Source organism: Flavobacterium sp. 90, assembly GCF_004339525.1.
Taxonomy (GTDB): Bacteria; Bacteroidota; Bacteroidia; order Flavobacteriales; family Flavobacteriaceae; genus Flavobacterium.
Window position 1 is genome coordinate 3,045,134 of the sequence record NZ_SMGE01000001.1, and the last position, 24,626, is coordinate 3,069,759.

A 24,626-nucleotide genomic window follows, 5' to 3' on the forward strand; every position below is an offset into this window, starting at 1 on the left:
TGGAAATGAAAAAAATTCTTATAACGGGAGGCGCAGGTTTTATTGGTTCACATGTCGTAAGACGTTTTGTAAATAAATATCCTGAATATCAAATATATAATTTAGATGCATTAACATATGCAGGGAATCTTGAAAACATTAAAGATATTGAGAATAATGCTAACTATACATTTATAAAAGGTGATATCGTAGATGAAATTTTTATAAATGATCTTTTTTCTATTCATAATTTTGATGGGGTTTTACATCTGGCTGCAGAATCGCATGTTGATCGCTCAATTGAAGATCCATTATCTTTTGTTAAAACAAATGTTATCGGAACAATGAATTTATTAAATGCAGCTAAAAATCAATGGAAAGATAATTTTGAAGGCAAGCGTTTTTATCATATAAGTACGGATGAAGTTTATGGTTCGTTAGGTGCTGAAGGACTTTTTACAGAAACGACATCTTATGATCCTAATTCTCCATATTCGGCTTCAAAAGCAAGTTCGGATCATTTTGTAAGAGCTTATGGCGAAACTTATGGTTTACCTTATGTTTTGACAAATTGTTCTAATAATTATGGATCTTATCATTTTCCTGAAAAGTTAATTCCACTTTTTATCAATAATATCATCAATAATAAACCATTGCCTGTTTATGGAGATGGTAATTATACTCGTGACTGGTTATTTGTAGAAGACCACGCAATTGCAATTGATTTAGTTTTTCATGAGGGAAAAAATCATGAAACTTATAATATAGGAGGTTTCAATGAATGGAAAAACATTGATTTAGTAAAATTGCTATGTAATATTATGGATCAAAAATTGGGTAGAACAGAGGGTAAATCCCAAGAGTTAATTACTTATGTAAAGGATCGACCGGGGCATGATTTAAGATACGCAATTGATGCTTCAAAAATTAATAAAGAATTAGGTTGGAAACCGTCAGTAACTTTTGAAGAGGGTTTGGAAAAAACCATTAATTGGTATCTTAATAATGAAGAATGGTTGCGAAATGTAACCTCTGGTACATATAAAGACTATTATCAAAAACAATATTCATAACAAGGAAATTTTTCTATTTAAACCTACTTTGGTTAAAATTTTATTCAATATGAAAAAAATAATATATGTTCTTACTCTGATTTTTATTTTATTAATTTCTTTTAGCGTCAATGCACAGGATATGCTTAAATCTAGAGATTTAAGTGCGGTAAAAGTTGATTATTTATCGCAGGAGGACCTTATGAAAATTGCAGATCAACTAAAAAGTAATAATATGACTCTTGATGAGGCTGAACCACTAGCCCTTTCAAAAGGAATGAGTCAGGAAGAGTTTGATAAGCTTAAAATTAAGTTGCAAGATCTCTCTAATACATCTGGAAAGATTGCTAATACAAATCAGGCTAAGAATAGTAAATCAGAATTTGGAAGGGATCAGGAAAAAATTGTCAATAACAAAGTTAAAGATTCTGCCAATGCTTTAATTTTTGGATCTGAACTTTTTGATAATCCTAGTTTAAATTTTGAGCCAGATCTAAAATTGGCAACACCAATGAATTATATCTTAGGACCAGGTGATGAGTTACAAATAAGTGTTTACGGAGTTCAAGAATTTAACGCTAGTATTCCAGTAAGTGTTGAAGGTAAAGTTATTATTCAATATGTGGGACAGATTGCCGTTTCAGGAATCACAGTTGAAGCAGCAACACAAAAAATAAAAGCGTCAATTGCAAAAGTTTACAGTTCTGTTCGATCTGGACAATCACAAGTAAGCGTTAGTTTGAGTAGAATACGTACAATAAAAATTACTGTTGTCGGTGGAAAACAGCCAGGAAATTATTCAATTTCATCTTTAGCGACGGTTTATAATGCATTACACTTAGCAGGGGGGCCAGGTAAGAACGGTAGCTATAGAAATATTGAATTAATCAGAAATAATAAAGTTTACAAAAATATTGATATTTATAGATTTTTGGTAAAAGGAGATCAATCAGACAATGTAAATTTAAAAGATAATGATGTTATTAGAATTCCTTCCTATAGCCAGAGAGTGACTGTTCAAGGTGAAGTAAAGCGCCCGGGGATTTTTGAAATAAAAAAAGGAGAAAGTTTTACCGATTTACTAAATTTCGCATCAGGATTTAATGAATTTGCTTATACTGCTTCTGTAGGTGTGATGCAAAAAACAGGAAAAGAATTTAAAGTTCATGATATAAACGAAAGCGAATACAATTCTTATTTGCCTCAATCTGGGGATGTTTTTAGAGTGACTAAAATTTTAAATAGATTTGAAAACCGTATTAAAATCGATGGTGCAGTTTTTAGACCAGATTATTATTCTTATAATGAAGGGATGAGAATTTCAGATCTTATTACAAGAGCAGAGGGGCTCAAAGAAGATGCTTATACAAAAAGAGCAAGAGTAATTCGTTTAAAATCTGATTTGACAACAGAAATTGTAAATGTAGATTTAAGTGCAGCATTGTCAGGAGATTTAGGAGCAGATATTGAGTTAAAAAGAGAAGATACTGTTACCATTTATTCTATTTTAGATTTTAGAGAAGAATACAAGGTAACTATTGATGGTGAAGTCAAAAAACCTGGAATTTATGACTATTTTGAAAATCTTACATTAAATGATTTAATTGTTCAGGTTGGAGGTTTAACCGGTTCAGCATCTAAAAGAGTTGAAATTGCAAGAATGGTTAAATCTGATGTAATAAATGATAATGATCCCAAACGTGTAGAATTGGTTGAATTTGAAATTACAACTGAAAATAATGAACAAATTAAAAATTTTATTTTAAAGCCTTTCGATGTAATTAATATTCGAAGAATTGCTGTTTATGAAAAACCAGAAATGGTTAGTATTTCTGGGGCAGTAGTTTATCCGGGAAAATATGTACTAGCGAACAAAAAAGAAAAAGTATACGACATAGTAATGAGGGCTGGAGGATTAACTTCTATTTCAAATATAGAAGGGATGAAAATTAAAAGACCCATTAAACAAGAAGAAATTGACAAACTAGAAAGTATAGATTTAAATCTATCTAAGAATGATTCTTTAAAAGAAAAATTAGCTGATATCAAGTTTTCGACAATACCTATTAATTGGGAAAAAATAGAAAAAGATAAGAATCATTATTCTAACGTTACTTTGTTTCCAGGTGATGAAATTGAAGTAGCTGTTTATAATGAAGGAGTAAAAGTTACAGGAAATGTTTTACTAACATCTGAGATTCCATATAGAAATGGAAAAGGATTCAAATATTATATAAACGCAGTTGGAGGAGTGAACAATAAAGGCTGGAAGAAAAAAGCATATATTATTTACCCAAATGGTAAAGCTGATGTGACGAAATCATTTTTATTCTTTAGATCATATCCTAATGTAGCTCCTGATTCTCAGATAGTTGTTCCTGAAAAGCCTGAGACAAAAAAGATGAGTACTGGAGAATGGGTTAGTATAGGTAGTGTTATTACCAGTTTGGCATTATTAATTGTAACAGCTTTTAAATAGATTATTTTAATGGATAGTGAAACTATTAAAAATGACGAAATTTCGTTGAAAGAATTGCTTGAAAAAGCGAAAGAATGGTATGGTTATTTGCTTTCAAAATGGAAAGTAATTTTACTTACCAGCATTATAGGTGCTTCTTTAGGTATTGTATACTCTGTAATTGAAAAACCAATATATACAGCCAAATTATCTTTCGCCTTAGAGGATGAAAAATCTGGTGTAGGACTTGGAAGTGCTTTGGGTCTTGCAAGTTCATTGGGATTAGATATTGGGGGTAGCGCCGGAGGAATATTTACCGGGGCCAATTTGAAAGAGCTTTTTAAATCAAGGTCAATGGTTGAGAAGACACTTTTAACAACTGTGAATGTAGAGGGCAAAGATATTTCTTTAGCTGAAATGTTTATCCAGAATAATAAATGGAGAAAAAAATGGGATAATGAACCAAAGCTTAAAAATATTCAATTTTTGCCTAACCAAGATCGTAAGGGATTTACTAGAGTACATGATAGTATTTTAGGATCAATTTATGAAAAACTGTCCGCAGGAGGATTAAACGTTGATCAGAAAGACAAAAAGATATCGATCATTACTATGGAAGTTTCGTCAACAAATGAATTATTTTCTAAATATTTTTGCGAAAATTTGGCCAGAGAGGTGGGTGAATTTTATATTGATACCAAAAGTAAAAAGGCCAGGCTAAATATGGATATTTTAGAGCGCCAAACAGACTCAATTAGAGGAGAACTCAACGGAGCTATAACTGGTGTAGCTGTCGCTAATGATAATACTTTTAATTTAAATCCGGCTTTAAATGTTCGAAGAGCACCATCATCAAGAAGACAAGTAGATGTTCAGGCAAATATAGCGATACTAACCGAACTTGTAAAACAAACGGAATTAGCTAAAGTTACTTTAAGAAGAGAGACACCTTTAATTCAGGTGATTGACCAGCCAATTTTACCTTTAGGAAAAGAGCATTTCGGAAAATTAAAAGGTATTATCCTGGGAGGTATATTATTTGGCTTTTTAACGATTTTATATTTAATTTTTAAAAGAATTTTCAAAATGCTATAAATATATTTTTATAGTTAAGTTATTTAAGATGGAAAAAAAGAAAGATATTACAATTGGTATTGTGATACAAGCAAGAACTGGTTCTAGTAGGCTACGTAATAAAATTCTAATAAATTTTCACGAAGATAAGTCAATATTGGATATTTTAATTGAAAAGCTTAAATCTAAGTTCTCTAATTATCCAATCATTCTAGCGAGTTCAGTAAATGAAAATGATAAGATTTTATTAAATTTTGCTGTAAAGTATGATATTGATTTTTATCAAGGCAGTGAAGATAATGTGCTGAGCAGATTTGTTGAGGTTGGTTTAAATAATGGACTAACACATTTGATACGAATTTGTTCTGATAATCCATTTTTACATATTGATTCAATTTCTAATTTAATAAAAGAACTTGACGATTCAAAAATCGATTATCTAAGTTATAGCAATCACTTAGATATTCCTGTTATAAAAACGCATATAGGATTGTTCGCAGAAATTGTATCATTAAAGGCTTTGCTGAAGGCTTCAGACCTTCAGAATGAATCAATTTATCAAGAGCATGTGACAAATTTTATATATACAAACCCACAAATTTTTAATGTTAAATTGTTGGATAGTCCACCTGAAGTTTATTTGAGGGACGATATAAGATTAACATTAGATGATAAAGAAGATTTTGATAATTTAGCTTCTCTTTATGAGAGTACTAATAGTAATCAAGATAATATTAGTTTCTTAATTGATTTTATAGATTCTAATGAAAAGTATAAAGTAAAAATGATTAATAACATACAAAAATATTCAAAATGACATACATTATTGGAGAAATCGGACAAAATCATAACGGATCAGTAGATATTGCAAAACTAATCATTGATGTAGTATCAAGACCAGTTGTGGACAAACTTTTTGGAAAAAAACTAAAAGGGATGGATGCGGTTAAACTTACTAAACGAGATTTGACACAAGAACTGTCAGCTTCTCAAATGGCTAAACCATATGACACTCCGCATTCTTTTGGTAAAACGTATGGTGAACATAGGGAGTTTCTGGAATTAGATGATCAAGAACACTTAGAGATTTATAATTATGCAAAAAGCTATGGTTTAGATTTTGTAGAAACACTTTGTGCTGTTGGTTGTTTAAGTTTGTTAAAATTATTTACACCAGATAAGCTAAAAGTTGCATCAAGAGATTTGACTAATTTACCGCTTTTAAATGCCATGGCTGAAACTAAGATTCCAATAATTTTATCTACAGGAATGGGTGGAGCTAAAGAAATTGACAATGCATTGGAAGTAATAACTAAACATCATAGTGATATTGGTATTTTGCATTGTGTTTCAGAGTATCCAACAAGATATGAAAATGTAAATTTGAATACAATAAAATATCTTCAGAAGAATTATTCAGATTTTGTAATTGGATATTCAGATCATACCATTGGTATTTCGACACCAATAGCAGCAGTAGCTATGGGATCTAAAATAATTGAAAAACATATTACATTAGATCGATTAATGAAAGGTACTGATCAGGCAGGATCTCTTGCTGTAGATGGAATCGAAAGAATGGTAAGAGATATTAGAAATCTTGAGCTTTCTATAGGAACGGAAGATATATTTATTGCAGATTCAGTTCAATCGGCAAGAGTAAAATTAGAAAGGTCAATAGCAACTCTTAAAGATTTAAAAAAGGGGCATATTATTTCTGAATCTGATTTACATTTATTAAGCCCGGGAGATGGTCTAAAATGGGATGAAAGAAAGCAACTTATTGGTCAAGTATTGAGCCAGGATATAGAGTCTAACGAGATAATTTACCCTCATTTTATAAATTAATATTATGACTCTCCCGAAACTTATTCTTACCGATATTGATGGCGTTTGGACTGATGGTGGAATGTATTATGATAATACAGGAAACGAATTTAAAAAGTATAATACATCAGATAGTGCCGGGATTCTTTTTTGTAGGTTACTAGAAATACCTGTAGGAATTATTACGGGAGAGAAAAATAATATTGTTAAAAATAGAGCAAATAAATTAGGTATAGATATTTTATTTATGGGAATTAAGAATAAACTTCAAATAGTTGAGGATTTATGCCAAAAATTCAATATATCTATTTTAGAAGTCGCTTATATCGGAGATGATATTAATGATATTTTAGTTTTAAAAAATGTAGGTATTAGCGCTTGTCCTTCAAATGCACCAAGTTATGTTAAAAAGCATTGTAATCTGATTTTAGATAAAGAAGGCGGAAATGGTGTGTTTAGAGAGTTTGTTGAGAGGATATTAGGAGAAGAATATTTAGAAAAGGCATTAAATGTTTACTTAGATTCTTTAGAAGGATTTAAACAGTAGTATACATTAATTAAATATTTAACTTCTACAGGAAAACCTATATTTTTTTCTACAGCAATTTTCGAACAGTCAGATATTGAATTGGTATTGCAAGCTTGTAAAAAAAACGGGAATGAAGATATTACTTTATTAAAATTTCCGTCAAGGTGTCCTGTAGCGATTAGCGCAGTAAATATGTGGATGATAAAGAATTTAACAGAACGGTATAATGTAACTTGCGGTTTGTCGAATCACACGACGGGAAGTATAGTACCTATTTTGATTACTTGCTTCGGTGTGAAAATTATAGAGAAAGATTTATGTTAGATCGTTCTATTGGCGGTCTGGATGCTTTCTTTTCTGGGAATGAAGAAGAATTTACTGTAATGGTAAAGGCAGTACTTGAAGTTGAAAGTGCTGTTTGAATTGTTGATTATAAGTTAACAGAGAAACAAATAAAAAGAAAAAGATTTTTTTAGATCTTTACAGATAATTCAAGATATAAAAGCAGGTGAAAAAACATTCATTCTAAGGCCTGGAGAAGGAATGCATCCTAAATATTTTAATGATATTTTAGTTAAAAAAGCTGTTGTTGATTTGAAAGGGGAGATGTATTAAATTGGAATTATATTATTAAATAATAAACTATATGAAAATAAAATTACTTAGTTTTCTACTTGTTGTAGTGTTTTGTAGTTCTTGTACAGCTCAAGATGAGGATGATTCAGCTAAAATACAAACTCAAAGAATAACTTTTAATGGAACAGAGTTGTATAATGCATTCACGGATTTGGTTTTTTTTGATAACCAATTTTTTTTAGTATATAGAGAGTCAGATAAACATGCTTATGGCCGAAATGGTATTATTAAGATTTATAATAGTTTAGATGGCAAAGAATGGAAAATTATAAAAGAGTTTAGTGTTGATGGAGCTGATTTACGAGATCCTAAATTTTCTGTAAATGGTAATAAATTATCAGTTTATCTTCATGGTTCAGTTTGGCTAAATGGAGGAGTTATCGAATTTAAAGATTTTATTTCTCAATGGAATAATGTCGGATGGAGCAATTTGCAATCAGTAATACTCGATAATAAAAAAATGCAAACTGCAAAAATTAAGGGTAATGAATCTTGGCCTTGGCGTGTGACATGGTATAAAGATGTTGCTTATTCTTTCGGTTATAATACAAATGGGATATTTGACCTATATACAAGTCAAGACGGAATAAATTTTGTAAATAAGGGAGGATATTTTGAAAAAATAGGAGCGATACCTTCAGAAGCAACCATTCGAGTTGACAAAAATGGAGATTTTTATTGTTTGGTAAGAAGAAACGATGGACCTTCTGTTTTATTAAAGTCAACAAATAAGGGTGAAAAATGGGAAAAAATTGGTGAGATCCCAATTGTTAGTATCGGAGGACCTAACTTTGTGTTTTATAAAAATGGTTTAATTTTGTCTGGAAGAGACAATGGAAAAGCAATTGTGGGTTATTTTGATTTGACTAATAATTCATATAATAAACTAATGACTTTACCTAGTAGTGGTGATTGTGGTTATCCAGGAATGGTAATTAAAGACGGTTATCTATGGATAAGCTATTATTCAGCACACGAAAATTATATTAGCACTGCTATTTATCTTTCTAAAATTCTTCTAACTAATCTTTAAGTGCTCTTGACCTTATCAAACATTTATATCACCAATGTAAAAAAGGTCTTTTCAAAAATATATCACACCTATGTAGACTAACTGTCCTCAAAACTATCTATGAATAAATTTTAATTTATTTATAGATAGGGCATATGAGTATGGAATGTTTATGCTGTTTAAGTGAAGTTTATTTTAAGTAACTTTTTGGTCTTGTGAATTTTAATCAATTTGTAAATATTTTAAAATTAAAAAGATAAAACCCTCAAATATTTAATGCCTCAAAAACTCGTAAAAACTACAATATATTATTCAATAGGAGAAATTGTTCCAAGAATTATTTCATTTCTTTTATTGCCGATTTTAACAAAATATCTTACAGCTGATGAATATGGAATAGTTAGTTATACTAATTCGGTGATGACGTTTGTATTTGTGATTGCAGCTTTGTCTTTAAATACTTTTGTTTTACGTCATTATTACAGTTCAAAAGATGAAAATTCGAGAAAAGAATTAATTGGCAGTGTCTTTCTATTTATTTTTGGATTCAATTGTGTTTTGATATTTCTTCAAATGTTTTTTTTTCCGATGTTAATAGATGCTTTTAATGTTAATATTCCATTTAAACCCTATTTTCAATTAGCAATTTTAAATAATTTTTTCGATGTAATTTCCATTATCCCTTTAGTATTATACCGAGTTAAAGAAAATGCAAAAGGATTTTTAATATTAAGCTTGTCAAGGACTTTACTGCAATTTTTGATGGTTTATGTTTTTGTGGTTATTTATAATCAAGGCCTCTTAGGAAGTTATTACGGAAGACTAGTTATCAATATTCCTTTTATGTTTATTTATTTTTATATGATCTATAAAAATAGTATTTTCAAAATAAATTTTAAATTAATAAAAGAGGCATTGCATTTTACTTTGCCTATTTTACCGGGAAGTTTAGCTTTTTTATTCGTGTCTTTGAGTGATAGGATAATTTTAGAAAGATATATTTCACTAAATCAATTAGGTGTTTTTTCTGTTGCAATAACTCTGGCTACCGTTTTAAATATTGTGATTCAAGCTTTATATAAAACATTTGAGCCTATTTTATTCAAGGAATATTTTAATGAAAATTTTCAGGAAACAAATTTAAAATTATACAAATTTTATTTACTAGCTCTTTTTGCTGGGGCTTTTGGTACTTCTATTTTTAGTAAGGAAATTTTTGTAATTGCAACATCGGGCGCTTTTAGAGAAGGTTATAAGTTAGTGCCATTGTTTATTGTTTCTGTAGTTATTGCAGGCATTAATACTTATTTGAATATCTTAATGATAGCAAATAAAAAACAAAAAATGGTTTCTTTAGTTTCTATTATTTCTGCTGTCTTTTCAGTAATTCTTAATCTTATTTTAATACCATACTATGGTTGTTATGGTGCTATAATTGCTTCTGCAGTTTCTTTTTTATTTTCAAATATTATATTTCAGTACCATACAGTTATCAGTAAAAAATATATCATTACTCAACTGGTATTAATTGTACAAATCGTATTGATACCAATAGTTTATGATGAATTATTTGATTTGAACATAGCAGCAAATTTTGTATTCAAGATCATTATTTTTATCTTTTTTATATTTCTTAGTTTTAAACTTTTTAATATTGATTTAAACTTTGTTAAATTAATATTTGCGAGGAACAATATTAAAGAGGAATAGTTACTAATGAGGTTGGATTGTTAGAAAAGACTTCAGTTATGCTGTTGTTTTTTAAATAATTTTAAATAAAATGAATGAAAAATAATTTGACTTTAATAGTTGAAAACGTTCTAAAATCTATTTCTGTAGAAAAAAAATACAAAGAGTATGCTTTAGAAGAATCTTTGATAGCCTTTAACTATTTAAAAAAATGTGGTTTACGAAATACAATTTGGTGGAAAAGTTTAATTAAACTTTTACTAGGTTTCTTGAAAAAAGCATTTTTTTATAAAAAGATAATTTTAGAGGATAATTCAAAAAAAGATAAATACAAAATAGTTGTTGCAATTAATTTTTCAATTGCTGATACAAGACATTCTAAAATTTTAATAGATTTCATCAATGAGTTTCCTGATAAATCGGACTTACTTATTGTAACTAATCATAGATGTGTTGAAGAGCATTGTTTAAGAAATAGTTTTTCGTGCATTTTTTTTAAACCCTCTATTTACAATTTTAATTTTGGTGATTTATTTAATGGTTATACTATTAATGAGAGTTTCATTTTTAAAGAATATAGAGAATATATTGATTTCCTAAGCGCTCTTTACATTAGAGTAATGCCAAAAATAGTAATTACAACACAGGATTTTTTATTACCTGATTTTTATTTTGCTAAGGTTGCAAATTTTCACAATATTCGAACAATCACACATCAACACGGTGAAATACCAAATTCAGAAAAGTCTCTTTATAGCGTGCTTTTCTCAGATTATTTTATGTGTTGGGGAGAAGTCTCAAAAGAAAGGTTGAAGCTTAGCCTAGATGAAGATAGGATTAAAATTGTTGGGACAACTAAATTTAATAAAATTAGACTTAAAAATAATTTTACCGAAGGTGATATTTTAATAACTCCTACAGTATTTCCATTACATCAATACAAACTTATTTTAAATAGCATTCTAATTGAAATTAAAGATTTTAATGGAATAATAATAAAAACACATCCAAGTCAAAACACAGCGGAAATTAAGGATGTAATTAATGAAATATGTAGATTAAATGAAATTGCAACTAACATAAAAGTAGTTGGAAGTGAAGAAAGCTTAATAGAGTTATTAGACAATACTTTTATTATGATTAATATTAAATCTGGGGCATATTTAGAAGGATTTTTATCGGGCACATCTTTAATTGAACTTGATTTTGATGGAGTTAATGACTTATTATTTCAAAATGCGGATGGATCTATTAAAGTTAGTGATTTGAAAAACGAAATAATTAAAAGAAAATTAGATTCAAAATACAATGAAAGTATAATTAGTAATCAACAGTTATTATTAAAAAAGAATATTTTTTCATCAAGTTTAGAAACGGAAATTGAGTTTATCAAAAGTTTATTATAAAGTTTGTTCTTTGTAGTTAGATTTTATTTATAATTATTTACAATATAATATGTCTTATAATTTTCAAAACAAAAAAATTCTATTTATTGGCCCTATTTTTCATAATTATCATACTTTAATTAAAGAAAAATTAGAATTTTTAGGGGCTTCAGTTAATTTTTATCCTGAACGTGACTATGGGTGGAAATTTAAGGTTGTAAATAATTTTTTTAGAAATCGTTTAAGTGGATTTCAGAAAAAACACTATGATTCGATTTTAGTAAATTCTCGTGAAGTTGATTATGACTTTTTATTTGTAATTAGAGGGTATATGCTGCCAGATGATTTCGTTAGTAAGTTTATGAAGTTAAACCCAAAGGGAAAAACAATAATGTATCAGTGGGATTCTAATGAGGCAAATCCATTTTCAAATGTAGCTGCTTTATTTCATCAAGTTTATTCATTTGATTTTAAAGATTGTAATGATATGCCGTTCATAAAATATCTTCCGTTATTTTATACGGATGACCTTATTCCCTATGGACAAGATAAACAAGAAAAAGAATATGATTTTTTCTTCATGGGATGGTGTTTTCAAGAAAGATACAAAGCGGTTATTTCTTTTAGAGAGTTTGCTCTAGGAAATAATTATAAATTGAAGGCCTTTTTGTATATGCCATTTTCTTCATATTTAAAAGAAATATTAAAAGGGAATTTTCTTGATAGGTCTATTGTCTCTTTTGTTCCAATGGATAGAGATCAATATTTAAATGTTTTGTCTAAATCAAAAGTTATGGTAGATGTCAGTAATCCTAGACAAACTGGTTTAGCAATGAGAGTAATTGAGGCAATTGCAATGAATGTTAAGGTATTAACTAACAATATGAATTTGAAACAGGACAAGTTTGTTAAGAATCCAGATATTTTTTCTTTTTTTGACGAAAAAAATGTCTATGTCGAACAAGATTTCATAAAAGAACAGTCATTCATAAGTTCAAGTAACTTTATGTTATCTTTAGAACTTTGGTTGAATAATATATTTGGTAATAATGAAAACTAATTGGTTTACGAATCCTTTTTATCTGTATATATTTAGTTTTGTTTTAATTTTTTTTATATATAATTTAAAGTGGTCCAATGCTTATCCGGATTTATCAGTTTCGGTGGGGCTTTTTTTAAGTTTTACATTTTTGATTTCTTTATTTTTAGGAAGAATGATCAGAAATACCAATATATTTACTTTAAAGAAGATTGATTTTGATGCAAAAAATAAGTATGTTCTTTTATTTGTAAGTGTAGCGTATGCAATAGAATTTATAGACAACAGAGGTATTCCTTTTGTTCTATTGTTTACTCACGGTGGAAGTTATGGTGATTTTGAAGGGATACCTGTTTTTCATGTCTTTCTGGCATCTTTTACAATCTATTACACGATTTATATATTTCATCAATTTTTATCTAATCGCAATAAAAAGCTATTGTATTATTTTTTCTACTTTTTATTTTTTCAACTTTTAGTTGTTAGTAGGGGGACCATTTTTTTTATTTTATTAGCCTGTTTATTTTTGTATTTATTTAATATTCTAGTTATTAAATTAAAGACATTACTTTATTTGTTATTATTTGTTTTGGGTGTTTTCTATTTATTTGGAGTTCTTGGCAATTTAAGATCCGTAAACAGTAGGGAAAATGAAGAAATGATTTTAGACATAACAGGTGCTGATGACACGTTTAAAAGCAGTAATATACCTAAAGAGTTCTATTGGTCTTATTTATATTTAGCTTCCCCTTTGGGGAATCTGCAAAGTGTTGTTAACAGCGCGCATTCACAAAAGGAAGTTGATATCGATTCATTCAATCGTTTTGTGGTTAATTGTGTTTTTCCTGATTTTTTAGGAAAACGACTTTCAAAATTACAGGCAAATGAAACAGATAATTTAAGTGATTATTTTGTTTTTGAAATTATAAATGCACCAACAGTCTATTCATTACCATTTAAGTACCTAGGTTGGTTAGGTCCTTTTTTAATGTTCTTTTTTATGACTTTTAATATTTTTTTATTCATGATTATAAAGAATTCTATATATTTTCATTCGGGGTTTGCTATTTTATTATCCATGATTTTTTTTCAAGTTTTTAATAATTTTTGGATTTATTCGGGGATAAGTATTGATTTGATCTATCCTTTTGTATTATCTATTTTACATAATTTGTTACTAAGAAAACAAACATAATGTTAATTTTTTAGTATAAGAATTTGTTTAATACTTATAGGTAAGTCAATTTTTTGCTATTTTAAATATATTTAAATCAATGAAAAAAATTTCAGTAATAATTCCAATGTTTAATTCGGAGAAAACCATACATAAGTGTATGACTTCAATATTGGAACAAACTTATGATGGGGTAATGGAAGTTATTGTTGTTAATGATGGCTCAACAGATAATTCAAAAGAAATAGTAGAGAATTTTATATTAAATAATAAAACGCAGATAAGTTTTAATTTGATAAACAAATCTAACGGAGGCGTCTCATCTGCTAGAAATGTAGGGTTGATGGCTTCTTCAGGCTTTTGGATTGCATTGTTAGATTCTGACGATAGATGGCTTCCTAATAAGATAGAAAATCAAATGCAAATACTTAATGAGAATTTAGATATTGATTTTTTGGGGTGTAGTAGAAATAATGAAACACTGAAAATATTTGGCAAAAAAATTAATAATTTACACAAAGTAAATGTGAAAGAGTTGTTAATAAAGATGTATCCGCAAACTTCTACTGCAATTTTTAAGAAAAGTCTATTTGAACTTTATGGGGGGTATAATGAAAAGATGACTCATGCTGAAGATGGGGAGTTATGGGTTCGTTATTGTGCTAATTCTAATTTTTATTATTCTCCACAATCTTTAGTAGTTACGGGAGAAGGTAAGCCTAGTTTTGGATATAGTGGATTATCTGCAAATTTGCAAAAAATGCATCGAGGAAATATGTATATTTTAGAGCAAGCTCTTAAGAATAAATTAATAAATGTTTGGAGCTTTTTATTATTTTGGTTTTATTATCAAATAAAACATCTTAGAAGAATAATACTAACTAAAAATTATGGCTTATGATTTTTAAGATTTTTTGGTTTTTAAGAGGTATTTTGTATATGCCTTTTTTTGGGAAGTATAAATTCCCTTCCTATATTGGAAAACCTGTTTATATAGGTAATTTTCATAGAATTTTTATATCTAAAAGAGTAAGGATATTTCCAGGCTCTCGTATAGAAGTTGTTGATGATGAGTCATCAATACTTTTTGAAGAAAATATATCAATAGGTCAAAATTTTCATATTACATCCGGTGGACAGTTGATTATAGGTAAAGACACTACAATTGCGGAAAATGTTATGATAACAAATATAGATCATGAGTATAAAGAAATAGGGGTCCATATTTTAAAACAACCTCTTATTGTTAAAGAAACAAAAATTGGAGAAAATTGTTTTATTGGTTTTGGTGCAGTAATACAGGCTGGTACAATTTTAGGAAACCATTGTATAGTTGGTTCTAATTCTGTTGTAAGAGGCCTTTTTCCAGATTACTGCGTTATAGTGGGCTCTCCGGCAAGAATAGTTAGAAGGTATAATTTAACCAAAAAAGTTTGGGATAGAACAAATCCTGACGGAACATTTATAGAAAATTAGAAATAATAGACATGAAAAACATTTTAATTACAGGAGGAGCAGGTTTCATAGGTAGCAATTTAGCTCTTAAATTAATAGAAAAAGGACATAAAATTACGGTTTTGGATAATCTTTCAAAACAAATACACGGTGAAAATCCAGAGGTCACTTCTCCTCTTTTTAAAAGTATAAAAGATAAGGTTACTTTTATAGAAGGTACTGTCACTTCGAGAGAAGATTGGACAAAGGCATTAGAAAACCAAAATGTAGTAGTACATTTTGCTGCAGAAACAGGAACTGGACAATCTATGTATTGTATTGAAAAATATACAGAAGTAAACATTCAGGGTACAGCAATTATGCTTGATATTTTAGCAAATAAGGAGAATTCTGTTGAGAAGATTGTTATTGCTTCTTCTCGTTCTATATATGGAGAAGGGAAATACAAACATCCAAAATTAGGAATCGTATATCCAACTCATAGAAAAGAAAATGATATGTTGGCGGGGAACTTTGAGCTTACTTTTTCTGATGAGCAAGAGCTTGAGTTGTTGGCAACAGATGAAGAATCTAAAATTCATCCATCATCTGTTTATGGAATTACAAAACAAAACCAAGAGCAAATGATTATGACAGTATGCCCAACGATAGGTATTGCTCCGGTTGGTTTTAGATATCAAAATGTTTACGGGCCTGGTCAATCATTGTCGAATCCATATACAGGAATTTTGTCTATTTTTTCTACGCAGATAAGAAACAATAATCCGATTCAGATTTTTGAAGATGGAAAAGAAACGAGAGATTTTGTTTTTATTGATGATGTTGTAGCGGCTACAATTCTTGGAATTGAAAAAGAAGAAGCAAACGGACAAGTATTTAATGTTGGTACAGGTGTAGCAACTGATGTTCTTGAAGTTGCTAATTCATTAATAAAAGCATATAATATTAATGTACCAGTAACCGTAACAGGTAGATTTAGATTAGGTGATATTCGTCATAATTATGCTGATTTAACTAAAATTAAAGAACTTTTAGGATTTGAACCTACTGTTTATTTTAAAGAAGGAATTGAGAAATTCTCTGCTTGGGTATTACAACAAGAAATCCAGGAGGACAAATTAAGTAAGTCACTAGAAGAGATGAAGAAGAAAGGCCTTTTAAAATGATAATTGAAGAAGCTCTTAATAATAAAAACATATTATTTTTTTCGGTTCAAACTTTTAATCTCGAAAAAGAAATTATTAAAAAGTTAGAATTTTTAGGTGCAAACGTAGAATATTATGATGAACGACCTTCAAACAGTAACTTAACAAAAGGTATTATTAGACTTAAAAGAAGTTTACTTCAATTAAAAATAAACAAATATTATAATAAAATATTAAGTGATATAAGTGATAAAAAATATGATTTTTTATTCGTGAATAAAGGAGAAGTTGTACCTGCTTTTTTTTTAGAAAAATTTCAAGAAGTTCAACCCCACTGTCAGTTTATTTTTTATACTTGGGATTCTTTTTCAAATAATAAAAATGCTTTGAATATTTTAAAGTATTTTCATAAAAAATTCTCATTTGATTCTGATGATGCCGTCAAGTATGGATTAGAATTTAGGCCACTTTTTTATTTAGATTTTTATAAGGATATTGATTCTATTTCGAGCGTAGAAATAAAAAACGATTTACTTTTTCTGGGAACAGCACATTCTGATAGATATAAAATAAGTAATAGTATCGCAGACTGGTGTGAAAGAAATCAACTGAAGTCATATTGTTATTACTATATGCAGGGAAGATTAGTTTATTTTTATAAAAAGTTATTTGATAGAACATTTAAAGAGTTCGATTATAAAAAGTTAAGCTTCGCAAGCTTAAAGGGTGAAGATTTATTTAAGCTATATCAAAAATCAAAAGTTGTTTTGGACATAAATCATCCCGGACAGAAAGGATTAACAATGCGTACTTTTGAAACAATAGGTGCCAAACGAAAAATGATTACTACAAACACAGAAGTTAGAAAGTATAAATTCTATAATCCTAATAACATACTGATTATTGATAGGGAGAATATAAAGTTGAATAAAGAATTTTTTGAATCTGATTATAATGAAGTTGATAAAGATTTGTATGAAAAAATGTCATTGAAAGGATGGCTATCTTGTTTATTTATTAATAGTGAGCCAAATATTTGGATCGAAGGAATTGAATAGAATAATGGAATCTACAATACTCGGAATACTTCTAATGATTATAATGTTGCTTTATTTTAAAGTAGCTAATAGATTTAATATTATTGATAAGCCAAATCAAAGAAGTTCCCACACAGAGATCACTTTAAGAGGAGGTGGAATTATCTTTTGGTTTTCGTCCTTGCTTTATTTTTTACAACATGTTCAGAATAACTACTTTTTCTTTACGGGAATAACTTTAGTTAGTCTTGTGAGTTTTTGGGATGACATTCAAAGCTTATCCAACAAAATCCGAATTTCAATTCATTTTTTGGCAATTACACTAATATTTTATGACCTTGGATTGTTTAATTTAGTGCCAATCTGGGGAACTATAATTGCATATGTTTTGGCAATCGGATTGATTAATGCCTATAATTTCATGGATGGTATTAATGGTATTACAGGACTTTATACTTTAGTGGTTATGGGAGCTTTGTTATATGTTAATACCAATCTACAATGGTTTACAGATGGCAATTTCATAAAATATGGGATGATTGCCAGTGTTGTTTTCTTATTTTTTAATTATAGAAAAAAAGCAAAATGTTTCGCGGGTGATGTTGGTAGTATTGCAATTGCATTTTGGATTATTTATTTGGTTCTTAAATTAGTTCTGGTTACAAATTCTTTAGTATGGTTGTTGTTTTTGGCTGTTTACGGAGTTGATGCAGTTTGTACAATAATGCATAGATTGTATCTCAAAGAAAATATTTTTGAAGCACATCGTCTACATTTATATCAGGTTCTGAGTAATGAATACCAAATACAACATAGATTAGTGTCGCTGTATTATGCTTTAGTTCAAATTGCCATTTCAGCTCTAGTCGTCTTTTTATATCAAAAAATACAGGACATACTATTGTTTTTAATTGTCATAATTCCTTTATTATTGATTTATACGATTAAATTTTATTTGTTGAATAAGAAAAAATTAAAACTGGATATATGATTCCAAAAGTAATTGAAGGAGGTAATTTCTCAGATCATCGAGGAACTATTTCTTATGTTAATGATTTTAGGTTTGAGGATATTGAAAGATTTTACATAATTAGTAATTCTGAAGAGAATCCTGTTCGCGCTTGGCAAGGACATAAGTTGGACGCAAAAAATTTTTACTGTATCAGCGGATCGTTTAAAATTCATTTTGTTAAAATTGATAATTGGGAAAATCCGTCTAAAAATTTGAAAATAGAAACAATATTTGTTTCTGCCTCAGAAAGTAAGATTGTTCATATACCAGCAGGATATGCAAATGCAATCGAATCATTAGAAAAAGATTCTAAATTAATCTCATTTTCTACTTTGCCATTAGCAAATGTTAAAGAAGATGATGCTCGTTATAGTGCTGATTATTGGAAAATTCATGAATAACAACAGAGTTTTTTTATCACTATCTCAACAAAGTGGTTTTGAACAAGGTTATGTTCAAAAGGCATTAGATACTAATTGGATAACTTCAGGCGGACCAAATGTCTGCGAATTTGAAGAGAAATTAGAAAGTTATCTTGGTGATGAATCTTTAGCGATTGCTTTAAATTCGGGAACTTCGGCCATTCACTTAGCCTTGGTTTTACTGGGTGTCAAAACTGGAGATGAAGTGATTTGTCAAAGTATGACTTTTTCAGCTTCTGCCAACCCTATTCTGTATCAAGGAGCAATTCCTGTTTTTGTTGATAGTGAATCTGAAACTTGGAATATTTGCCCGGAGAATCTCGAAATTGCAATAAAAGACAGAATCAAAAAAGGTAAAAAACCAAAAGCAATTATTGCTGTTCATATTTATGGGAATCCCTATAAAATTGATGAGATTCATTCTATAGCAGATAAATATCAAATTCCAATTATTGAAGATAGTGCTGAAGCGCTTGGTAGTTCTTACAAAGGAAAAAAGTGCGGAACGTTTGGTGATTTTGGTGTTTTTTCATTTAATGGAAACAAAATTATTACAGCTTCAAGCGGAGGAGTATTAATTACCAAATCAAAATCATTAAAAGAAAAAGCTGTTTTTTATGCCAATCAGTCAAAAGATAAAGCGGTGCATTATCAACATAGTGAAATTGGATACAATTATAGAATGAGCAACATCTGTGCTGGTATTGGTCTTGGACAAATGTCGATTTTGGAAAAAAATATTGCTGCCCGAAGGGAAATGAATTTTTTTTATGATGAAATTTATGATGAAATTTTCAACGTAAAATTATATAAAAATACGAATGAAGATTATTTCTCAAATTATTGGTTAAGTGCAATCTTGATTGAACCTAATGTTGAAAATAATTTACAAAGAGAAAGCTTAAGAGATGCTTTTGAAAATGAAAACATTGAATCTCGTCCGTTATGGAAGCCTTTACATTTACAGCCGGTTTTTGAAAAATATCCCTATTATGGAAATAAAGTTGCAGAAGACTTATTCAGAAGAGGTTTATGTTTGCCTTCAGGATCAAATCTTACCGAGAATGATAAAAATAGAATCAAAGAGGTAATAAAAACTTTTTTTGAAAAAATATGAAATTTTAGACTTAGAAATATATTATGAAGATAGAAAAAACATTTATAAAGGATTTAGTAGTGGTTGAACCTACAGTTTTTGGAGATGAGAGAGGTTATTTTTTTGAAGCTTACAGCAAGACCAAATTTAGTGATTTAGGCATTAATATCGAGTTTGTACAGGACAATCAATCTTATTCTAAAAAAGGAACATTACGTGGTTTACATTATCAAAATCCTCCTTTTGCCCAAACAAAATTGGTACGTGTTTTAGAAGGAGAAATTATAGATGTTGCTGTAGATTTAAGAAAAGATTCTCCAACCTACGGAAAAGCATTTAGTGTTTTATTATCTGCGGAAAATAAAAAACAATTATTGGTACCCCAAGGTTTTGCTCATGGATTTTCAGTAATAAGTGAAACGGCATCGGTAATGTACAAATGTGATCAATTTTACAATAAGGCTTCTGAAGGAGGAATCAAATTTGATGATCCATCATTAAGCATTGATTGGGGAATCAGTTTAGAGGAAGCCATAGTTTCTGAAAAAGATCAAGTTCTTCCTTCTATTGATAATTGTAATAGTTTATTTTAATGAAAAAGATTCTTGTAACAGGAGCTAATGGACAATTAGGGTCTGAACTGACAGTTTTATCTTCAAAATATCCACAATATGAATGGTGTTTTGCCAATAGAACAAAAATGACTTTGGATGATTTAGAACTGCTTCAAGTTCAGTTAAACGAAATTAATCCTGATATTATTTTAAATTGTGGAGCTTACACTGCTGTGGATAAAGCGGAATCAGAAAAAGAGTTAGCTTTTAAAATAAATCATTTAGCTACAGAATTAATTGCAAAATACGCGTTCAAGAGTAACGCAAAATTAATTCATATATCTACAGACTATGTTTTTGACGGATCCTCTTCTGTTGCTTTAAATGAAGAAGCAGAAACTAATCCAATTAATATTTATGGAGCTAGTAAGAGAGAAGGAGAAGTAGGATGTTTGAAAGAGAATCCAAATTCAATAATAATTAGAACTTCTTGGGTTTATAGCAAGTTTGGAAACAATTTTGTTAAAACCATGCAACGATTGATGCAGGAAAGAGAAGCTATTAATGTAGTAAATGATCAAATAGGTTCTCCAACTTATGCCGCAGATTTAGCTCAGGCATTAATGGATATAGTTGAATCTTCGAATTGGATTCCAGGAATCTATAATTATTCAAACGAAGGTGAAATAAGCTGGTATGATTTTGCGTTGGCAATAAATGAGCTCGGAGGATATAATTGTAATGTTGGTGGAATTCCATCATCCTCTTATCCAACGCCAGCGAAACGACCAGAATTTTCTTTATTGGATAAGTCAAAAATTAAGTCAGTTTATAATTTGAATATTCCAAATTATAAAGAAAGTTTAAAACTAATGTTTGTATAAAGTAAGAATGATTTTAAGATTTAGACCGGGCGTATTTTTATAAAAATGAACGTTACGGCACAACTATTTTAAATCGAATATAAAAAAAATATGAAGGGAATTATTTTAGCAGGAGGGTCAGGTACTCGTTTACATCCTCTAACACTTGCAATGAGTAAGCAAATGATGCCGGTTTATGATAAACCTATGATTTATTATCCGTTATCAACTTTGATGATGTCCGGAATTAATGAAATATTAATTATTTCTACTCCGCATGATTTGCCAAATTTTAAAAAATTACTTGGCGATGGTTCTACCTTGGGTTGTAAATTTAGTTATGCAGAGCAGGCTATTCCAAATGGTCTTGCACAAGCTTTTGTAATTGGAGAGGAGTTTATAGGTACTGATGATGTGGCTTTAATTTTGGGAGATAATATATTTTTTGGTTCAAATATGCAAGAGCTCCTAAAATCAAATACAAAACCAAAAGGCGGAGTCGTTTTTGCATATCATGTTTCAGATCCGGAGCGTTATGGGGTTGTAGAGTTTGATGAGAATTTAAAAGCAATTTCAATTGAAGAAAAACCAGAAGAACCTAAATCAAGTTATGCTGTTCCTGGATTATATTTTTATGACAATTCAGTTGTAGATATTGCCAAAAATATCAAAGCTAGTGCCCGTGGAGAATATGAAATTACTGATGTGAATAAAGTATACTTAGAAAGGGAAGCTTTAAAAGTTGGTATTTTAAGCAGGGGGACAGCATGGTTAGATACAGGAACTTTTAATAGTTTGATGCAAGCTGGGCAATTTGTTCAGGTACTTGAAGAAAGACAAGGTTTAAAAGTGGGTTGTATTGAAGAAATTGCCTGGAGACAGGGATTCATAAATGATGCTCAACTGGAAGAATTAGCGCTTCCTTTAGTCAAATCTGGATATGGATCTTATTTAATAGAATTTTTGAAACAAAAGAAAAAAGGCGTTAAATTGTAATTTACACTTGATAAATAATTTTTTAAAACCTTTAATTCGTATTTTTGTAAGCCATACAAAGTTTATATAATTAAACTGAACCAAATTGAATACAGATAAGACAAACCAAATAGCCTCTTTATTGCTTAATTCTTTCTCACCAAGAAATTTGAGAGCAAGCATTAATAACCTAAGTTATTTGCCAAGATGGATCATTATTGCAATAGATATAATGGTTCTTATTTTTGCATTTACATTTACTTATATGCTGTTTGAAGGTACAGCTTTAGGTTATATCATTACGTCTCATCATTTTTATTTTGTATCGAGTCTAATTGTTGTAAACATATTTTTCTTTTGGTTATTTAGAACATATTCAGGTATTATTAGACACTCTTCCTATATCGACGCAATAAAATTGCTGTTTTCTCAAATGTCAGTTTTAGTGTTTTTTTTATTTTTCAATTTAGTTTTTGAATTATATACAGGACATAAAGCGTTTTTAAATACAGCTCTATTTATTAATTTAGTACTGTCATTTTGCGGTTTATTTTTATATCGCGTTGTTGTAAAACAAACTTTCGAATTATATTTTTCAGAGAAAACTAATTCTAAATTAATTAGAACAGTTATCTACGGTACAGATGCAAATGCAATTTCAGTAGCAAATGCATTGAAATTTGAAACCCCTTCACGATTTAAAATTGTTGGTTTTGTTGATAAGAATAATCAAAATGCATCTAAGCGAATGCTGGATTTGCCAATTTTGATTTTAAGAAAAAAATTGCCCGCTTTAATGCGTTCTGTAGCCGCAGAAGGTGTCATTATTGCCGATAAAAGTTTATCTAAAGATGAGCAATTAATTATTGTTGATCAATGTTTAGAATTCAACTATAGGGTTTATACAGTTCCGCTTATTTCGGATTGGGAAAATCAAAAGGAAATTTCTCAAAAAGTAAAAAACATACAAATTGAGGATCTACTTGAAAGAAAACCAATTGTTTTAGATAGTAAATCAATTTCAAAACAATTAAAAGATAAAACTGTTCTTATTACTGGTGCTGCCGGATCAATTGGTAGTGAAATAGTAAGACAGGTATTAGGTTTCAATCCTAAAATGGTCATTATTTTAGACCATGCCGAAACACCACTTCATAATTTGTGTTTGGAAACTTTAGCAATAGGTTCTGCATCAAAAATTGTTGCAGTAATTGCTGATGTAAAAAGTAAAAAGGCACTGGAGAAAGTTTTTAAAAATTATAATCCACATGTTGTTTTTCATGCAGCTGCATATAAACATGTTCCATTGATGGAAGAAAATCCTTCACAGGCTATTTTAACAAATATTAAAGGCACTAAAAATCTAGCTGATTTATCTTGTAAATATCATGTTAGAAAATTTGTTATGGTTTCAACAGATAAAGCTGTTAACCCAAGCAATGTCATGGGAGCCAGTAAGCGTATAGCTGAAAAATATGTGCAGTCTTTGTATTTAAAAAATCAAAAGGAAAATACCGAAGTTGTAACAAAGTTTATCACAACACGTTTTGGGAATGTTTTGGGATCAAACGGATCAGTTGTTCCATTGTTTACGAAACAAATTGCTGAAGGAGGTCCGGTTACTATCACACATCAGGACATTATTCGCTATTTTATGACTATTCCAGAAGCTTGTCAATTAGTTTTAGAAGCGGGTGCAATGGGTAATGGAGGCGAAATTTATATTTTCGATATGGGTAAACCAGTTCGTATTATTGATTTGGCGAAAAAAATGATCAAATTAGCCGGATTTATTCCAGACAAAGAAATCAAGATAAAAATTGTTGGTTTAAGACCAGGTGAAAAACTTTATGAAGAATTATTAAATGATACTTCTAAAACATTGCCAACCTACCATAATAAAATTATGATTGCACAGGAAATTCAGGATGAATATGAAAATCTTCATACTGAGATTGAGGAATTAATAGGGATCGCAGATTTTTATGATAATGATGATATTGTTGCTAAAATGAAAAAAATTGTCCCGGAATTTAAAAGTATGAATTCGGCTTTTGAAGTTTTAGATAAATAAAATTTATAAAGCAGAATTATATATAATTCAAAATATAGAAAAGTAAAAGGTGTTTTTTTAAAAACGCCTTTTTGTTTTTTTAGTAATTTATAAACGAATAAAAATCTTGTTAATTTGAAAAACAACGATGGTTAGGTCA

At 29.3% G+C, this 24,626-nt stretch carries 22 protein-coding genes; all 22 read left to right on the forward strand.

Annotated features, from left to right (window positions below; genetic code table 11):
- The first annotated feature begins 5 nt into the window (after window positions 1–5).
- The 22 genes from rfbB to C8C83_RS12640 all read left to right on the forward strand — a co-directional run bounded on the left by rfbB (window position 6) and on the right by C8C83_RS12640 (window position 24,487).
- Window positions 6–1,052 carry a dTDP-glucose 4,6-dehydratase gene (gene rfbB / locus C8C83_RS12530; protein ID WP_121330035.1) on the forward strand — a complete coding sequence of 349 codons (1,047 nt, stop codon included), beginning with the start codon at window positions 6–8 and terminating at the stop codon, window positions 1,050–1,052.
- A 49-nt stretch (window positions 1,053–1,101) separates the two neighbouring features.
- A complete protein-coding gene (locus C8C83_RS12535; RefSeq protein WP_121328854.1) occupies window positions 1,102–3,510 on the forward strand; it encodes an SLBB domain-containing protein in 2,409 nt (802 codons plus the stop codon).
- A gap of 9 nt (window positions 3,511–3,519) precedes the next feature.
- Window positions 3,520–4,584, forward strand: a complete 1,065-nt coding sequence (locus C8C83_RS12540; RefSeq protein WP_132011761.1) for a Wzz/FepE/Etk N-terminal domain-containing protein — start codon at window positions 3,520–3,522, stop codon at window positions 4,582–4,584.
- Window positions 4,585–4,612: 28 nt separating this feature from the next.
- Window positions 4,613–5,380, forward strand: coding sequence for an aminotransferase (locus C8C83_RS12545; RefSeq protein ID WP_121328855.1), 768 nt, complete (start codon window positions 4,613–4,615; stop codon window positions 5,378–5,380).
- On the forward strand, window positions 5,377–6,411 hold the full coding sequence (locus tag C8C83_RS12550; protein WP_121328856.1) for an N-acetylneuraminate synthase family protein: 1,035 nt from the start codon (window positions 5,377–5,379) through the stop codon (window positions 6,409–6,411). Before C8C83_RS12545 ends, C8C83_RS12550 begins: the two co-directional genes overlap by 4 nt.
- Before the next feature lie 4 nt (window positions 6,412–6,415).
- Window positions 6,416–6,937, forward strand: coding sequence for an HAD-IIIA family hydrolase (locus tag C8C83_RS12555; protein ID WP_121328857.1), 522 nt, complete (start codon window positions 6,416–6,418; stop codon window positions 6,935–6,937).
- A gap of 628 nt (window positions 6,938–7,565) precedes the next feature.
- Window positions 7,566–8,588 (forward strand): hypothetical protein, encoded by a 1,023-nt coding sequence (locus C8C83_RS12565; protein ID WP_121328859.1) that lies wholly within the window; start codon window positions 7,566–7,568, stop codon window positions 8,586–8,588.
- 255 nt (window positions 8,589–8,843) lie between these two features.
- On the forward strand, window positions 8,844–10,277 hold the full coding sequence (locus C8C83_RS12570; protein WP_121328860.1) for an oligosaccharide flippase family protein: 1,434 nt from the start codon (window positions 8,844–8,846) through the stop codon (window positions 10,275–10,277).
- A 74-nt stretch (window positions 10,278–10,351) separates the two neighbouring features.
- On the forward strand, window positions 10,352–11,662 hold the full coding sequence (locus C8C83_RS12575; protein WP_121328861.1) for a hypothetical protein: 1,311 nt from the start codon (window positions 10,352–10,354) through the stop codon (window positions 11,660–11,662).
- Window positions 11,663–11,711: 49 nt separating this feature from the next.
- Window positions 11,712–12,701: a hypothetical protein gene (locus C8C83_RS12580; protein WP_121328862.1), complete on the forward strand. Its 990-nt coding sequence runs from the start codon at window positions 11,712–11,714 to the stop codon at window positions 12,699–12,701.
- Window positions 12,691–13,875: a hypothetical protein gene (locus C8C83_RS12585; protein ID WP_121328863.1), complete on the forward strand. Its 1,185-nt coding sequence runs from the start codon at window positions 12,691–12,693 to the stop codon at window positions 13,873–13,875. Before C8C83_RS12580 ends, C8C83_RS12585 begins: the two co-directional genes overlap by 11 nt.
- A gap of 79 nt (window positions 13,876–13,954) precedes the next feature.
- Window positions 13,955–14,755 carry a glycosyltransferase family A protein gene (locus tag C8C83_RS12590; RefSeq protein WP_121328864.1) on the forward strand — a complete coding sequence of 267 codons (801 nt, stop codon included), beginning with the start codon at window positions 13,955–13,957 and terminating at the stop codon, window positions 14,753–14,755.
- A complete protein-coding gene (locus tag C8C83_RS12595) occupies window positions 14,752–15,330 on the forward strand; it encodes an acyltransferase (protein ID WP_132011762.1) in 579 nt (192 codons plus the stop codon). The genes C8C83_RS12590 and C8C83_RS12595 overlap by 4 nt, the downstream gene beginning before the upstream one ends.
- A gap of 11 nt (window positions 15,331–15,341) precedes the next feature.
- Window positions 15,342–16,475, forward strand: coding sequence for an NAD-dependent epimerase/dehydratase family protein (locus C8C83_RS12600; RefSeq protein WP_121328865.1), 1,134 nt, complete (start codon window positions 15,342–15,344; stop codon window positions 16,473–16,475).
- Window positions 16,472–17,512: a lipopolysaccharide biosynthesis protein gene (locus tag C8C83_RS12605; RefSeq protein ID WP_121328866.1), complete on the forward strand. Its 1,041-nt coding sequence runs from the start codon at window positions 16,472–16,474 to the stop codon at window positions 17,510–17,512. Before C8C83_RS12600 ends, C8C83_RS12605 begins: the two co-directional genes overlap by 4 nt.
- Window positions 17,513–17,516: 4 nt before the next feature.
- Entirely contained in the window at window positions 17,517–18,482 is a 966-nt protein-coding gene (locus C8C83_RS12610) for a glycosyltransferase family 4 protein (RefSeq protein ID WP_121328867.1), read from the forward strand.
- Window positions 18,479–18,904 carry a WxcM-like domain-containing protein gene (locus C8C83_RS12615; RefSeq protein ID WP_121328868.1) on the forward strand — a complete coding sequence of 142 codons (426 nt, stop codon included), beginning with the start codon at window positions 18,479–18,481 and terminating at the stop codon, window positions 18,902–18,904. Before C8C83_RS12610 ends, C8C83_RS12615 begins: the two co-directional genes overlap by 4 nt.
- Window positions 18,897–20,042, forward strand: a complete 1,146-nt coding sequence (locus C8C83_RS12620; RefSeq protein ID WP_132011993.1) for an aminotransferase class I/II-fold pyridoxal phosphate-dependent enzyme — start codon at window positions 18,897–18,899, stop codon at window positions 20,040–20,042. Before C8C83_RS12615 ends, C8C83_RS12620 begins: the two co-directional genes overlap by 8 nt.
- Window positions 20,043–20,065: 23 nt before the next feature.
- Entirely contained in the window at window positions 20,066–20,614 is a 549-nt protein-coding gene (gene rfbC / locus C8C83_RS12625; protein WP_121328869.1) for a dTDP-4-dehydrorhamnose 3,5-epimerase, read from the forward strand.
- The gene (rfbD, locus tag C8C83_RS12630) at window positions 20,614–21,459 is read left to right on the forward strand and encodes a dTDP-4-dehydrorhamnose reductase (RefSeq protein ID WP_132011763.1); all 846 of its coding nucleotides are present in this window, start codon (window positions 20,614–20,616) and stop codon (window positions 21,457–21,459) included. The genes rfbC and rfbD overlap by 1 nt, the downstream gene beginning before the upstream one ends.
- Window positions 21,460–21,549: 90 nt before the next feature.
- On the forward strand, window positions 21,550–22,434 hold the full coding sequence (rfbA, locus tag C8C83_RS12635; protein ID WP_121328870.1) for a glucose-1-phosphate thymidylyltransferase RfbA: 885 nt from the start codon (window positions 21,550–21,552) through the stop codon (window positions 22,432–22,434).
- A gap of 85 nt (window positions 22,435–22,519) precedes the next feature.
- Window positions 22,520–24,487 carry a nucleoside-diphosphate sugar epimerase/dehydratase gene (locus C8C83_RS12640; protein WP_121328871.1) on the forward strand — a complete coding sequence of 656 codons (1,968 nt, stop codon included), beginning with the start codon at window positions 22,520–22,522 and terminating at the stop codon, window positions 24,485–24,487.
- The last annotated feature ends 139 nt before the right edge of the window (window positions 24,488–24,626 follow it).

What these genes read in the sequence shown, in the direction of transcription:
- rfbD (WP_132011763.1), top strand. Translation starts at nt 20,614, where the DNA reads ATGAAAAAGATTCTTGTAACAGGAGCTAATGGACAATTAGGGTCTGAA.
- C8C83_RS12590 (WP_121328864.1), top strand. Translation starts at nt 13,955, where the DNA reads ATGAAAAAAATTTCAGTAATAATTCCAATGTTTAATTCGGAGAAAACC.
- rfbA (WP_121328870.1), top strand. Translation starts at nt 21,550, where the DNA reads ATGAAGGGAATTATTTTAGCAGGAGGGTCAGGTACTCGTTTACATCCT.
- rfbC (WP_121328869.1), top strand. Translation starts at nt 20,066, where the DNA reads ATGAAGATAGAAAAAACATTTATAAAGGATTTAGTAGTGGTTGAACCT.
- C8C83_RS12605 (WP_121328866.1), top strand. Translation starts at nt 16,472, where the DNA reads ATGATAATTGAAGAAGCTCTTAATAATAAAAACATATTATTTTTTTCG.
- C8C83_RS12580 (WP_121328862.1), top strand. Translation starts at nt 11,712, where the DNA reads ATGTCTTATAATTTTCAAAACAAAAAAATTCTATTTATTGGCCCTATT.
- C8C83_RS12620 (WP_132011993.1), top strand. Translation starts at nt 18,897, where the DNA reads ATGAATAACAACAGAGTTTTTTTATCACTATCTCAACAAAGTGGTTTT.
- C8C83_RS12575 (WP_121328861.1), top strand. Translation starts at nt 10,352, where the DNA reads ATGAAAAATAATTTGACTTTAATAGTTGAAAACGTTCTAAAATCTATT.
- C8C83_RS12555 (WP_121328857.1), top strand. Translation starts at nt 6,416, where the DNA reads ATGACTCTCCCGAAACTTATTCTTACCGATATTGATGGCGTTTGGACT.
- C8C83_RS12540 (WP_132011761.1), top strand. Translation starts at nt 3,520, where the DNA reads ATGGATAGTGAAACTATTAAAAATGACGAAATTTCGTTGAAAGAATTG.
- C8C83_RS12565 (WP_121328859.1), top strand. Translation starts at nt 7,566, where the DNA reads ATGAAAATAAAATTACTTAGTTTTCTACTTGTTGTAGTGTTTTGTAGT.
- C8C83_RS12610 (WP_121328867.1), top strand. Translation starts at nt 17,517, where the DNA reads ATGGAATCTACAATACTCGGAATACTTCTAATGATTATAATGTTGCTT.
- C8C83_RS12600 (WP_121328865.1), top strand. Translation starts at nt 15,342, where the DNA reads ATGAAAAACATTTTAATTACAGGAGGAGCAGGTTTCATAGGTAGCAAT.
- C8C83_RS12550 (WP_121328856.1), top strand. Translation starts at nt 5,377, where the DNA reads ATGACATACATTATTGGAGAAATCGGACAAAATCATAACGGATCAGTA.
- C8C83_RS12545 (WP_121328855.1), top strand. Translation starts at nt 4,613, where the DNA reads ATGGAAAAAAAGAAAGATATTACAATTGGTATTGTGATACAAGCAAGA.
- C8C83_RS12615 (WP_121328868.1), top strand. Translation starts at nt 18,479, where the DNA reads ATGATTCCAAAAGTAATTGAAGGAGGTAATTTCTCAGATCATCGAGGA.
- C8C83_RS12570 (WP_121328860.1), top strand. Translation starts at nt 8,844, where the DNA reads ATGCCTCAAAAACTCGTAAAAACTACAATATATTATTCAATAGGAGAA.
- C8C83_RS12535 (WP_121328854.1), top strand. Translation starts at nt 1,102, where the DNA reads ATGAAAAAAATAATATATGTTCTTACTCTGATTTTTATTTTATTAATT.
- C8C83_RS12595 (WP_132011762.1), top strand. Translation starts at nt 14,752, where the DNA reads ATGATTTTTAAGATTTTTTGGTTTTTAAGAGGTATTTTGTATATGCCT.
- C8C83_RS12585 (WP_121328863.1), top strand. Translation starts at nt 12,691, where the DNA reads ATGAAAACTAATTGGTTTACGAATCCTTTTTATCTGTATATATTTAGT.
- rfbB (WP_121330035.1), top strand. Translation starts at nt 6, where the DNA reads ATGAAAAAAATTCTTATAACGGGAGGCGCAGGTTTTATTGGTTCACAT.